The sequence below is a fragment of the Pseudomonas sp. ICMP 8385 genome, assembly GCF_002699915.1.
In the GTDB taxonomy this organism is placed as follows: domain Bacteria; phylum Pseudomonadota; class Gammaproteobacteria; order Pseudomonadales; family Pseudomonadaceae; genus Aquipseudomonas; species Aquipseudomonas gessardii.
Genome location: NZ_LKBY01000095.1, coordinates 78,297 through 91,075, shown reverse-complemented (window position 1 = coordinate 91,075; position 12,779 = coordinate 78,297). Strand labels below are relative to the sequence as shown.

The following is a 12,779-nucleotide window of genomic DNA, read 5'->3' as shown; positions in this document are numbered from 1 at the left end:
CTCGTCGAATTGATTGTTTTTTGATCATTTGGCGAGTTTAAAAGTTGCGCTAGGTGGTATGCCGGGGAAATACATGGCTACTTCAGACCATCCTAAGGAGGCGCTTCAACACGCGTTGAGCGAGGCTTATGACCTGCTGATTCTCGATGTGATGATGCCTGGGCTGGACGGATGGGAAGTACTTCAGAAGGTGCGGGCATCCGGAAAAAATGTCCCCGTGCTTTTTCTCACGGCGCGAGACCGCGTCGAGGATCGCGTCAAAGGACTTGAGCTGGGGGCAGACGATTACCTCATAAAACCCTTCGCTTTTTCTGAATTGCTGGCCCGCGTCAGAACGCTGCTGCGAAGAGGGAGTACAGCCCCCTCCCAAACTCATATGAAATTGGCTGATCTTGAGGTTGACCTGCTCAAGCGCAGGGTTGTCCGTGGAGGCAAACGTATAGATCTCACGGCCAAAGAGTTTGCGTTACTCGAATTGCTGCTCCGTCGTCGAGGTGAGGTGCTGCCTAAGTCGCTTATCGCTTCCCAGGTGTGGGACATGAACTTCGACAGCGATACTAACGTCATCGAGGTCGCCGTAAGGCGGCTCAGAGCAAAGATTGATGATGATTTTGAGGTCAAGCTTATCCACACCTCCCGAGGCATGGGCTACATGCTAGATGCGCCGGATTCTGGGACGGGGCTGGAATGAAGCGAATGTCTCTGACTACCCGCATGAGCCTGATGTTCATGCTAGCTGTAACGGCGGTGCTCACCGTCGCTGGACTCAGTTTTAACAGCCTTAGCCGGCATCATTTCAAAATGCTAGATCAGCAGGCGCTAAACGAGAAGCTACACTCGACCCAAAGAATTTTGACGGGATTGAGTAGCATTGACCAGTTCAGTGATGTTAAGCCTGAGTTGGAGGCGCTGCTGGGTGCTCACCGAGATTTGACAGCCCTGATCTTCGATGGTCACGGCAAGACCCTTTTTGCTGATCCAGGTCCAATCGATATTCCTGAAGACTTTCGCACGACCTCAAACAACAATGTTTGGGAGTGGCGTGATGATGAGCAAACGTTCCGGGGAATAACGGCGCAAGCGATTGTGACGGGACAAGAAAAACCGCTGACCGTACTGTTAATCTTTGACGTTACGCAACATATGGCGTTCTTTGAGACGCTTGAACGCTGGTTTTTGATAGGGTTGTTTATAAGCGCGCTGGTCAGTGCGGCGCTGGGCTGGATGGTCGCGAGCAGTGGACTAAGGCCTATTCGCCAGGTTACTCAAGTCGCTGCGTCAATGTCTGCTAAATCGCTCAAAGAACGAATTCCTTTAGCGGCCGTTCCTAAAGAGCTTCAGCAGATGGTGCTTTCTTTCAATGCAATGTTATCTAGACTGGACGATGCATTTGTTCGCTTATCAAACTTCTCTGCGGACATTGCTCACGAACTACGAACACCTGTCAGCAATTTGATGACTCACACCGAAGTGGTTTTATCTAGAAAAAGGAATATTGAGGACTACGAAGACAACTTGTACTCGAATCTTGATGACCTGAAGCGTATGGGCCGGATGATCGATGACATGCTTTTTCTAGCGAAATCTGACAATGGTCTGATTTCTCATGAAAACAAACCGATAGACTTGGTAGCACTAGTAGAAAAATTACTCGAGTACTACCGCTTGCTGGCTGATGAGCAAGGCATCGACCTCAAAGTGACAGGGAGAGGCAGCGTCCGAGGTGACGTTCTTATGCTCGACAGGGCTATCTCTAATCTGCTCTCAAATGCGCTCCGGTACACCCCCGCAGGGAAATGTATTAGCGTCGATATAAGGCAGGAAGGGACGTCAATCTCAGTCTCCGTGGAAAACCCTGGAGAACCTATCGCTCCTGAGCACCTTGAAAAACTGTTTGATCGATTTTATCGAGTGGACCCCGCTCGTAGAGAAGGAAACCCAAGTAATGCGGGGCTAGGCTTATCAATCACTCGATCCATTATCGAGTCGCATGGCGGCAAGATATGGTGCACGTCGTCAGATGGAAAAACAGCCTTTCATATACAACTCCCATGTGCGAGTGCAGAAAATGCATAGTCAACGACACCATATACACCCGAGCAGCTATGTGGTCTTGCGAACGGTTTTCACGGTGTGCACGTCGCAAAACGGAAGCCCGTTTTAACCATTTTTTCAAGAAATTCAGCGTCCCAAAGCAGGTCCAAGCTGACTGAAATGTAATCGAATAGTTTGCGTTCGTGTGGCATCGTGTACTTGCGCTGTGACGTTGGAATTCTTGTGATTATTCCTGTCCAGCCCGCCCTAGAACAAGGAATTTGCTAGGTAGCTCGCCAGTGTTTTTAATAAGCGTAAAAGTAATAACTAGATACTCATCAAAAACCTAGAATCAACAGCTTTTGCTGTGAGGAGTCTTGCATGTCATTCCTTAAAACCACCACCGTAGCTGTAGCACTGACAGCGGGTTTGCTTTTGAGTGCAGTTGCTCAGGCACATCCAAAGCTGCTTTCTTCCACTCCAGCAGAAGGGTCGGATGTTGCTGCTCCTGCGAAAATTGAACTGCAATTTTCTGAGAATCTAACGACTCAGTTTTCCGGTGCTAAGCTGATCATGACCGATATGCCTGGCATGCCTAACTCCCCAATGGGCGTTAAAGCAGCTGTTGCAGGCGGTGGAGATCCTAAGACGATGGTTATTACGCCTGCATCGCCATTGACCACAGGTACTTATAAAGTTGAGTGGCGTGCCGTCTCGTCTGACACTCATCCAATTACCGGCAATTTTTCTTTCAAAGTGAAATGATTCATGAGCGACTCAATAAATATAGCTGTTCGCTTTGCTCTATATTTTGATCTGATGCTGTTATTTGGACTGGCAATATTTGGTCTTTATAGCCTGAGAGGAAAAGAGAGAGTATCGGGAGCAGTTTTAAATTTTGAGTCGCTTCTTTACAGTACATCTGTTTTAGGTGTAGCTCTGTCTCTAGCAGCCATGTTGTTGCTTGCGAAAGCTATGAGTGGTGTGTCGGGCTTCATGGAGCTACATCACCATATTTTTCAAATGGTTCTCATGGGGACGGACGTCGGTTTGACCTGGATGGTCCGGATAGTGGCGTTGCTGACGGCTGTTGTCGGCGTTGCTCTGAGTAAGCGCTTTCCGACACTTAGTCTTTGGATTGTCAGTGTATGTGGCGCCATTGCGCTAGCGACGCTGGCATGGACAGGGCATGGTGCGATGGACGAAGGGAGCCGTCGTTACTGGCATTTTACTAGCGACATCTTCCATCTCTTGGCCGCAGGCGGTTGGTTGGGTGCGTTGGCAGCATTTGCACTGCTGCTGCGTTTAAAATCGCTGAAAGGTGATCAGGAAGTACGAGTTCTTGCTCGGGTACTGACAGGGTTTGAATCGGCCGGCGCGGTGATTGTAGTAATCATCAGTATAACGGGCGTGGTGAATTACCTATTTATCGTAGGACCAAGCCTCGATGAGGTGATGCTCAGCACTTATGGCCAGTTACTATTTTTGAAAATCCTGCTATTTGCAGGGATGATCGTATTAGCCACGCTTAACCGTTTTCATCTAAGCCCCTTATTGGAGCGATCAGTTCGCAATGGCGAATACGCTGTCGCGGTGAATGCCTTGCGCCGTAGCATGAAACTTGAGTTTTCAATGGCGGTCATCATTATCTGTCTTGTCGCATGGTTAGGTACTTTAAGCCCTGTCATGGAAATGAGCGCAGCATAGACGTTGGTAACAGCCAATACAGGAGTCTTAAGGGTGAATTGTAAGGGCCATTTGCACCGTCTACACTTTAGCCCATGAAACGCTATGTGCGGTTTTGCCTGATTTTCCTAATTAGCTTGGCGCTTCCCCTTAGCGGGATGGCGGGTGTTCAGGCATCGACTGAACCATGCCCGATGAAAACCATGGATATAGCGATGAAGGATGGTATGGGTCAAGACTGCTGTCACGACATGAAAAGTACCGCTGAGCATGGCAAACCTTGTAAGTCGGGCCAGGAATGCAAAACGGGCGGCATGCTGCAAGTCTCGATCATCAAGCCTCCTATTACCTTGTCCAGTCCAATCGTTCCGCCCTTCTCCAGCCATTTCCCACTCGTACAAACCCCTTCTGGGTTATGGCGACCGCCCCGTACTTGATTCCTGTACCACACTGAGCCTCATTCCGCGTTAGCGGGATGGCATATCTGCGCGCATGTCTTATGAAGCGCGCGGTGGATCATCACAGGAATCGTGAACATGAACTCCAACTGCTTTTGCACAGGTTGGTCCCTCGTGGCCGGCCTGGCGGCAAGCGTACTGGCATTGCCGAGCCTTGCTGGTGCATTGACACTCGATGAAGCGCTGCGGCTGGCCGAAAACAATGCACCGTCGTTGACCGCACAAGACGCCAAAATTCAAGCAGCCACCAGTGCGGCCATTCCCGCTGGCGAACTACCCGATCCCAAGCTACTGCTGGGCGTGCAGAACTACCCCATTGGTGGTGCCGACAGATGGAGCATCGACCAGGACTTCATGACCATGCAAATGGTCGGGGTCAGACAGGAGATGCCCAACAGCGATAAGCGCAAAGCACGTATCGAGGTCGCGGATGCGGCTGTTGATCGAGCGTCCGCTGAGCGTCGAGTGGCGCGTCTGAACGTCCGACAGTCCACGGCATTGGCCTGGATCAGTAGCTACTCGGTTGAGCGTAAAGATGCGATGTTCCAGGACTTCTACAAAGAAAACCGTCTTCTGACCGATACCGTCAGATCTCAGATTGCGGGTGGCCGCGCCCAACCCGCCGATGCGGTGACACCTAAACAGGAAGCTGCCCAACTGGCGGAGCAGCAGGATGATTTAGTTCGCCAACGTGCACAGGCCCGGGCGGCCCTCAAGCGCTGGATTGGCCCAGCTGCCAATGACAAACCGGCGGGCAGCTTGCCTGATTGGCCCATTGAAACCTCTGGATACTCCCATAAGCTGCAACATCACCCTGAATTGGCGGCGTATGTGCCGATGACCCGTGAAGCACAAGCCAAGATCCGTGAAGCTGAGGCGGAAAAGCAATCTGACTGGAGCTGGGAATTCGACTATCAGCATCGAGGCAAACAATTCGGTGACATGGTTAGCGTCCAGTTTTCATGGGATCTCCCGCTGTTTCCTGACTCTCGGCAAAACCCCAAAATTGCGGCAAAGCACGCCGAACTCAACCAGCTTGAGGCTGAGCGGGAAGCTCTGTCGCGCGAGCATACCCAGCAACTGGAGGATGAGTTGGCCGACTACGAGCGACTCAATCGTGCAGTCAACCGTAATCAGGAAAGCTTGTTGCCGCTGGCTAAAGAAAAGGTTGAACTCACCATGGCTAGCTACCGTTCCGGCAAAGGTGATTTGAACTCGGTTGTGGCCGCCCGACGCGAACTCATCGAAGCCCGTCTCAAGCAGATTGACGTTGAAGAGCAACGTGCTCTCACCAGCGCTCGCCTGTATTTCTCTTACGGGGAGCCCGCTCAATGAATTTCAAAGTATGGAAAGGGACTTTAGTTGTCGGCATCTCGATTGCCTTGGGTGTTGCCGGAGGTTACTGGTTAGCCCAACCGCGAATGAGCGAAGTAGCTGGTGTCGAGCCGGATCAGGAAGCCAAAGCCTCTCCTGATCGAAAGGTTCTGTATTGGTATGACCCCATGTACCCACAACAGAAATTCGATAAACCGGGTAAGTCACCCTTCATGGACATGCAGATGATCCCCCAATACGCAGATACCAAGGGGGACAGCGGCGGCATTCGAATTGATCCAAGCCTGACTCAGAACCTTGGTGTGCGACTGGCTAGTGTCAGTCGAGGGGTATTTGCCTCGACACTGAACGTGGTAGGTGTTCTGGCCTTCAACGAACGGGACGTTGCAGTCATTCAGGCCCGTACGGCGGGTTTTGTCGAGCGCGTGTACGCCCATGCACCTGGTGATGTGCTGAAAGTGAATGCCGCCTTGGCAGATATCTTGGTGCCGGATTGGGCAGCTGCTCAAGAGGAATTTCTCGCCCTCAAGCGTAGTGGCGATGCTGACTTGCTGACAGCGGCCCGCCAGCGATTGAGGCTCACCGGAATGCCAACTAAGTTAATTGCTCAAGTTGAGCGCAGTGGCAAAGTTCAACCGAACCTGACTCTGACCAGCCCTATTGGTGGTGTGCTTCAAGAGCTGAGTGTGCGTGAAGGTATGACGGTGGCCGCAGGCGAGACGCTCGCGCGTGTTAATGGTTTGAGCAGTGTCTGGCTGGCCGTGGCGGTACCAGAGTCGGAGGCTGGGTCAATCGTTGTAGGGCAAGCAGCCGAAGCGCGTTTGTCCGCGCTCCCTGGAGTTGTGCTCAAGGGCGTCGTCAGTGCGATTCTTCCGGAAACCAGTTCGGACAGTCGCACACTTCGCGTTCGAGTTGAGTTACCCAATCCGGATGGCCGACTCAGGCCAGGTTTGACCGCGCAGGTAAGTCTCAATCGTTCGACGGAGCAAAGTGTTTTGTGGGTGCCGAGCGAGGCCGTCATTCGTACCGGTCGACGTACGTTGGTCATGCTCTCTGAAGACGCTGGTCGATATCGCCCGGTGGAGGTGCAGTTAGGCCAAGATAACGATGGCAAAACGCTGATATTGAAAGGCTTGGAAGAGGGGCAAAAAGTGGTGACTTCTGGCCAGTTCCTTCTCGACTCGGAGGCCAGTCTCAAGGGCGTTGTCGCAAGCTCACTGGACGTTTCGCCATCTACTGTAACCGCAGGCGCTTTGCATGAGGCCGATGGTCAGATCGTTGAGATCAACGACAAAGAAGTCACGCTCGCCCACGGTCCCTTCAGAACATTGGGTATGTCAGGCATGACGATGACTTTCCCTCTCGCCGCTCCAGCTCTGATGAAGGATCTTAAAACGGGCGACAAGGTTCGGATCGCTGTCAGCCAGACGGAAGATGGTCTGCGCGTTGAGCGTCTGGAACGCTCTGGGACCCAGCCATGATCGCGGCCCTTATTCGCTGGTCGGTGGCTAACCGCTTTCTTGTGTTGCTGGCGACGCTGTTTGTCACGGCATGGGGGATCTGGGCGGTTCAAAGTACGCCCATTGACGCACTGCCAGACCTGTCGGATGTTCAGGTAATTATCCGTACACCTTATCCAGGCCAAGCCCCACAGATCGTAGAGAACCAGGTCACCTATCCATTGGCAACCACCATGCTCTCTGTGCCTGGTGCCAAGACTGTGCGCGGTTATTCCTTCTTTGGCGACAGTTTCGTTTACGTACTATTCGAAGACGGAACTGACTTGTACTGGGCTCGCTCGCGCGTATTGGAATATCTGAGCCAGATACAAAGCCGGCTTCCGGCCAGTGCCAAGCCCGCTTTAGGACCTGATGCCACTGGGGTTGGCTGGATTTTCCAGTACGCCCTGGTAGACCGAAGCGGCGGGCATGACTTGGCGCAGTTACGTGCCTTGCAGGACTGGTTCCTTAAATTCGAGCTTAAGACCCTACCGAACGTTGCGGAAGTGGCCACGGTGGGTGGCATGGTAAAGCAGTACCAGGTGCAGCTTGATCCGGTGAAGCTGGCCAGCTTGGGTATCACGCAGTCTGAAGTGACCGAGGCGATCGGCAAGGCCAATCAGGAAACTGGTGGGGCGGTGCTGGAGATGGCGGAGACCGAGTTTATTGTGCGGGCTTCCGGGTACTTGAAGACCCTCAATGACTTTCGTGCTATCCCACTCAAACTGGGCACGGGTGGTGTGCCGGTCACTCTGGGCGATGTTGCCACGATTCAGATGGGGCCTGAGATGCGTCGAGGCATCACCGAACTCGATGGCGAAGGTGAGACCGTCGGCGGCGTTGTAATTCTGCGCAGCGGTAAGAATGCTCGAGAAACCATTGCGGCGGTCAAGACCAAACTCGACGAGCTGAAAAGCAGTCTGCCGGCGGGGGTAGAAATCGTCACCACCTACGACCGCAGCAAGTTGATTGATCGTGCCGTGGAAAACCTCAGCCACAAGCTGATCGAAGAGTTCATCGTCGTCGCGTTGGTCTGCGGAATCTTTCTCTGGCACCTGCGTTCATCTCTGGTGGCAATCATCTCCCTGCCGGTTGGGGTGCTGATCGCCTTCATCGTAATGCGCTATCAGGGTATCAACGCCAACATCATGTCCCTTGGCGGGATTGCCATCGCCATCGGCGCCATGGTCGACGCTGCCGTGGTGATGATTGAAAACGCCCACAAGAAGGTCGAGGCTTGGCACGTGGCTAATCCTGGGGAGGAACTGAAAGGTGAACGTCATTGGCACGTGATGACTGAAGCGGCTGCCGAGGTAGGACCCGCATTGTTCTACTGTCTGCTGATCATCACCCTGTCGTTCATTCCGGTGTTCACGCTGGAGGCTCAGGAAGGACGTCTATTCGGTCCATTGGCGTTCACCAAAACCTACGCTATGGCCGCAGCGGCTGGACTGTCGGTAACTCTAGTTCCGGTGTTGATGGGGTATTGGATTCGCGGACGAATTCCTAATGAGCAACAGAATCCGCTAAATCGCTGGTTGATCCGGATCTACGAGCCCGCTCTGGACGCCGTATTACGTCGACCTAAAGTAACGCTGCTGGTTGCATTGCTAGTCTTTGTCAGCGCGTTGTGGCCGATCTCTCGTCTGGGTGGTGAGTTTCTTCCCCCGTTGGACGAAGGGGACCTGCTCTATATGCCGTCAGCTCTGCCTGGATTATCGGCGCAGAAGGCCGCGCAACTGCTTCAGCAGACTGACCGTCTGATAAAGACAGTTCCAGAGGTCGAACATGTTTTCGGAAAAGCCGGCCGCGCTGAAACCGCGACTGACCCGGCACCGTTGGAAATGTTCGAGACCACCATTCAATTCAAACCACGCGAACAGTGGCGCCCAGGCATGACCCAGGAAAAGCTCGTTGAGGAGCTAGAACAAGTGGTGCGTGTCCCAGGATTAACCAACATCTGGATACCGCCTATTCGTAACCGTATCGACATGCTGGCCACCGGCATAAAAAGCCCGATTGGCGTGAAGGTTGCCGGTACCAACCTGACGGAGATCGATGCCGTCACCCAAGCCATCGAGCGTGTTGCCAAGGACGTCTCAGGTGTCAGTTCAGCGTTAGCCGAACGACTGACCGGTGGCCGCTATATTGATGTGGATATCGATCGCAAAGCTGCGGCACGCTATGGGTTAAATATTGCCGATGTGCAATCAATCGTGGCCGGCGCAATCGGCGGTGAAAACGTCGGGGAGACGATTGAAGGGTTGGCTCGTTTCCCAATTAACGTACGTTACCCTCGTGAGTGGCGGGATTCGCTCGGCGCTTTGGAGCAGTTGCCGATCTACACCCCGCTAGGCAGCCAGATCACCCTTGGCACCGTGGCGAAGATCAAGGTCAACGACGGGCCGCCAATGCTCAAGAGTGAGAACGCACGGCCTTCAGGCTGGGTGTACATCGATGTGCGTGGCCGGGACATTGCCTCCGTAGTCGCCGATCTACGCCGGGTCGTCAGTGAGCAGGTCAAGTTGCAGCCCGGCATGAGCCTGAGCTACTCAGGTCAGTTCGAGTTTCTCGAAAGGGCCAACGCACGACTCAAACTGGTGGTGCCTGCCACGCTGTTGATCATCTTCGTGTTGCTCTACCTGACATTTGCACGCCTTGATGAGGCTTTGCTGATTATGGCCACGCTGCCATTCGCTCTCACGGGCGGGGCATGGTTTCTCTATCTGTTGGGATTCAACCTGTCGGTTGCCACCGGGGTCGGCTTTATCGCCTTGGCCGGTGTTTCTGCCGAATTTGGCGTGATCATGCTGCTCTACCTGAAAAATGCATGGACCGAGCGTCAAGACCTCGGTGACAACACAGAACGCGGGTTGATGGCCGCGATTTGTGAAGGCGCTGTCCAGCGCGTTCGACCTAAGGCTATGACCGTGGCAGTGGTTATCGCTGGTTTGTTACCTATACTTTTGGGAGGCGGTTCCGGTAGCGAGGTTATGAGCCGCATTGCCGCCCCGATGATTGGCGGTATGGTTACGGCACCCTTGCTATCGCTGTTTGTGATCCCGGCGGCCTATCACCTCATGCGTCGTCGACACTTGTCCGTTGAGCCTGGCAAGCACTGACGCGTAAAAACGCATACGAAAGGGGCTGCGCTTGCAGCCTCGTTTGAGCTGCGCAGCTCGTTTTCATCAGTCCTACATACGCTGTGGTCAGTGCCATTACCCACCAGCACTTGCCAGAAAACGAACGCCGCCACCACCGCCTTTCGATGAGCCAAAAAAGCATCCTGCTAAAAGGCGACTCAGCATTCGTCACCCTCAGATCTCTCTTGAAATCGGGACGAATGACCCTAATATGATCTTATCTTGCCATCATCGTTTTCAATCATGGATGTTTTTCGGGGGTCGGTCGAAATGGCAGAAAAAGAAGACGCTAAGCCCGCGAGCGGGCGCTTTAACACGAATGATGAGACGAAGCGGATCGTATGGACACAGACCGCTGGTCATTGTGAACTGTGCGGTACGGATCTAACGTTCGACTATCGTGCCGGCAAGCCAATGAAATGGGGCGAAGTGGCGCATATCTTACCCGCCAGTCCCAAGGGGCCTCGGGGACGCGCGGATCATGATGCTGAGGCGCACACTAACGATACTGCTAACCTGATGCTCCTGTGCCCAGGCTGTCATGACAAAATTGATCGTGACGCAGATGGCTACCCTGAAAATGATCTGAGCGGTTTGCACCAAGCGTACCTTGAACGCATCCGACTCGCCGCAACGACCCCCGATGGTGGCAGAGCCATTCCTCTCATCGTCCAGAGTCAGCACTTTCAGACGATCAACGATATCCCCGTTCGCGATCTGTTGACTGCGATGTCCGCCGAGGGATTAACCGCCTTCGATCAAGGCATCAAAATCGCCTTCGCTGCGCCCGGACCACGTGGCAGGGACACTACCTATTGGCAGAACGTCAAAGACAGCGTCCAGTATGAGCTGGAGCAGCAACTCAAGCGTCGCGGCGGCACTTATGGCGATTCGCCCGCGCTAGCAGTAGTCGGCTTGGCCGACATTCCGGCCTTGATGATGTTGGGCCAGAGTATCGGCGACCGTTCCAAACGCTTGATCTTCTCTTTTCATCGCGAGCATCTTTTGCGCTGGCCCGATCAGTCTGCTGAGCCGCCTAGTTTTCTGTTTACGCCTCCACCCAACGGCGATGGCCCACTGGCGTTGGTGCTCTCCATTTCTGCGCAAGTTCCAGTACGCGACGTGACCGACGCTCTACCCGGTGCACGTATTGCAGAGCTGTCGATCCCAGAACCAAGCTACGCGATGGTACAGAACCGTCGGGTGATTCATGCTTTTCGCGACGCACTTCAAATACGACTGAGCCAGCTTGAGGCTCTGACTCCTGACCCCATCCACGTCTTCGCCGCCATTCCTGCGGCATTGGCCATCGAGTTTGGCGCGTTGCTCACAACACAGCATCAACATACATACCTGATCTTCGATCGGGACAAAGAAAACCAAGATCGGTTTACGCAAACACTGCAATTGGGTCCCGTGGCCCAGGAGGCTATGTAATGCTTTTGAGCAACGAACAGACCAAGCGCAGCAGTTGGGAATATTTTCTGCTTCGCGCCGCGCGGGAGATCTCGCTGTCGGAAGCGCAGTACGAAAAAATCAATGACCGCTACTCCCAACTGGAAAAAATCCTCTCGGCTTCCGACAATCCGTTGCTCGCTGAGGCTCATATTTTCGTTCAGGGCTCAATGCGGCTGAAAACGACCATTAAGCCAATTCCCGGCGCGCCTGCGGATCTGGACACCATTGATGCGGACGCGATTATCTGGCTCCCTCACGCTCAAGGCGCTGGTGCGAAGGAAGTTCTAGAGGCGATTGAGCAGCGTTTTAGGGAAGGCTCCCGCGTTCAGGAAGAAGTTAAGCAACTACGTCGTGGTATTCGAATCGTTTATGCAGACGAAAATCCAGGTTTCCACATCGATGTCACACCTGCCCGGGCGATCAACGGAAATGGCGAAGCAAACGGCGAGGGTAAGCTTGAGGTTCCGGATCGAGTCACAGGATGGAAAGCGAGCAGCCCTATTCCTTACTCGAATTGGTTGCAGGTCGCTTCCGCCCAGGAAATCTCTCTGGAAAGCTTAGTGGTTGCCAAAAGCCAGCGGATGCTTGATGCCGCGACCCAAGATCCTTTGCCGCATTATCAGGATTACATCGATCAAGATCCCCTGCGTGCGACCATTAAGCTGCTCAAGCGGCATCGCGATGAATGGGCCATCAAGACAAGGAGCGCTGATACTCGCCCAATATCTGCGGTCATCACCACTCTAGCCACGCACGCATACCTGGATGTCGTAAAGGAGTCGCAGTCGAAGCCTCTGGCACCGCAATTTTGGAAATCGTTCGCAGAATGCCGCAGCACATCGCGCATAGAGGTAGCGACTGCTATGTCTGCACCCCTGCCGATAACGGCGAAAACTTTGCAGAGAAGTGGAATCGACCGGGCGAGGGGCAAGGCTACCGTCAGGCATTCGCCAAGTGGCATGCGGACGCCAGTGCATCTGTGTCATTAGGTTTGGAAAGTTTTGAATCCAATGACTCCTTTGCCGAGGCAGTGAAAAAGAACTTCGGTATTGCGCCGGCGTTCATCACGGCAGTGAACAATGAAATCCCTGCGAATTGGACGATGCCCGGTCGACCGGATGGCACTACTCGAAACTCTGCTTCGATGGGTTCGCTCTTCGGAGGGG

10 protein-coding genes are annotated in these 12,779 nt (G+C 53.6%); all 10 read left to right on the top strand.

Features of this window, described 5'->3' with window-relative positions; translation table 11 throughout:
- The first annotated feature begins 28 nt into the window (after positions 1–28).
- The 10 genes from AO268_RS13325 (at position 29) to AO268_RS13280 (ending at position 12,602) form a co-directional block, all read left to right on the top strand.
- On the top strand, positions 29–691 hold the full coding sequence (locus tag AO268_RS13325; RefSeq protein WP_373562128.1) for a heavy metal response regulator transcription factor: 663 nt from the start codon (positions 29–31) through the stop codon (positions 689–691).
- Complete coding sequence (gene copS / locus AO268_RS13320; RefSeq protein ID WP_038444657.1) at positions 688–2,076, top strand: copper resistance membrane spanning protein CopS; 1,389 nt, start codon at positions 688–690, stop codon at positions 2,074–2,076. Before AO268_RS13325 ends, copS begins: the two co-directional genes overlap by 4 nt.
- 339 nt (positions 2,077–2,415) lie before the next feature.
- Positions 2,416–2,799 (top strand): copper homeostasis periplasmic binding protein CopC, encoded by a 384-nt coding sequence (copC, locus tag AO268_RS13315; protein WP_017341635.1) that lies wholly within the window; start codon positions 2,416–2,418, stop codon positions 2,797–2,799.
- 3 nt (positions 2,800–2,802) lie between these two features.
- Complete coding sequence (gene copD, locus AO268_RS13310; RefSeq protein ID WP_038444655.1) at positions 2,803–3,741, top strand: copper homeostasis membrane protein CopD; 939 nt, start codon at positions 2,803–2,805, stop codon at positions 3,739–3,741.
- Positions 3,742–3,815: 74 nt separating this feature from the next.
- Positions 3,816–4,157: a hypothetical protein gene (locus AO268_RS33175; protein WP_076963050.1), complete on the top strand. Its 342-nt coding sequence runs from the start codon at positions 3,816–3,818 to the stop codon at positions 4,155–4,157.
- A 99-nt stretch (positions 4,158–4,256) separates the two neighbouring features.
- Complete coding sequence (locus AO268_RS13300) at positions 4,257–5,513, top strand: TolC family protein (RefSeq protein ID WP_019334916.1); 1,257 nt, start codon at positions 4,257–4,259, stop codon at positions 5,511–5,513.
- Positions 5,510–6,994, top strand: coding sequence for an efflux RND transporter periplasmic adaptor subunit (locus tag AO268_RS13295; RefSeq protein ID WP_019334917.1), 1,485 nt, complete (start codon positions 5,510–5,512; stop codon positions 6,992–6,994). Before AO268_RS13300 ends, AO268_RS13295 begins: the two co-directional genes overlap by 4 nt.
- Positions 6,991–10,134 (top strand): efflux RND transporter permease subunit, encoded by a 3,144-nt coding sequence (locus AO268_RS13290; RefSeq protein ID WP_038444652.1) that lies wholly within the window; start codon positions 6,991–6,993, stop codon positions 10,132–10,134. The genes AO268_RS13295 and AO268_RS13290 overlap by 4 nt, the downstream gene beginning before the upstream one ends.
- Before the next feature lie 291 nt (positions 10,135–10,425).
- Positions 10,426–11,592, top strand: coding sequence for an SAVED domain-containing protein (locus AO268_RS13285; protein WP_025992777.1), 1,167 nt, complete (start codon positions 10,426–10,428; stop codon positions 11,590–11,592).
- Positions 11,592–12,602, top strand: coding sequence for a nucleotidyltransferase domain-containing protein (locus AO268_RS13280; RefSeq protein ID WP_257154379.1), 1,011 nt, complete (start codon positions 11,592–11,594; stop codon positions 12,600–12,602). Before AO268_RS13285 ends, AO268_RS13280 begins: the two co-directional genes overlap by 1 nt.
- Positions 12,603–12,779 lie beyond the last annotated feature (177 nt).

Excerpts from the sequence above, each read along its gene's own strand:
- copS (WP_038444657.1), top strand. The coding sequence starts at position 688 with ATGAAGCGAATGTCTCTGACTACCCGCATGAGCCTGATGTTCATGCTA.
- copD (WP_038444655.1), top strand. The coding sequence starts at position 2,803 with ATGAGCGACTCAATAAATATAGCTGTTCGCTTTGCTCTATATTTTGAT.
- AO268_RS13280 (WP_257154379.1), top strand. The coding sequence starts at position 11,592 with ATGCTTTTGAGCAACGAACAGACCAAGCGCAGCAGTTGGGAATATTTT.
- AO268_RS13285 (WP_025992777.1), top strand. The coding sequence starts at position 10,426 with ATGGCAGAAAAAGAAGACGCTAAGCCCGCGAGCGGGCGCTTTAACACG.
- AO268_RS33175 (WP_076963050.1), top strand. The coding sequence starts at position 3,816 with ATGAAACGCTATGTGCGGTTTTGCCTGATTTTCCTAATTAGCTTGGCG.
- AO268_RS13290 (WP_038444652.1), top strand. The coding sequence starts at position 6,991 with ATGATCGCGGCCCTTATTCGCTGGTCGGTGGCTAACCGCTTTCTTGTG.
- AO268_RS13300 (WP_019334916.1), top strand. The coding sequence starts at position 4,257 with ATGAACTCCAACTGCTTTTGCACAGGTTGGTCCCTCGTGGCCGGCCTG.
- copC (WP_017341635.1), top strand. The coding sequence starts at position 2,416 with ATGTCATTCCTTAAAACCACCACCGTAGCTGTAGCACTGACAGCGGGT.
- AO268_RS13295 (WP_019334917.1), top strand. The coding sequence starts at position 5,510 with ATGAATTTCAAAGTATGGAAAGGGACTTTAGTTGTCGGCATCTCGATT.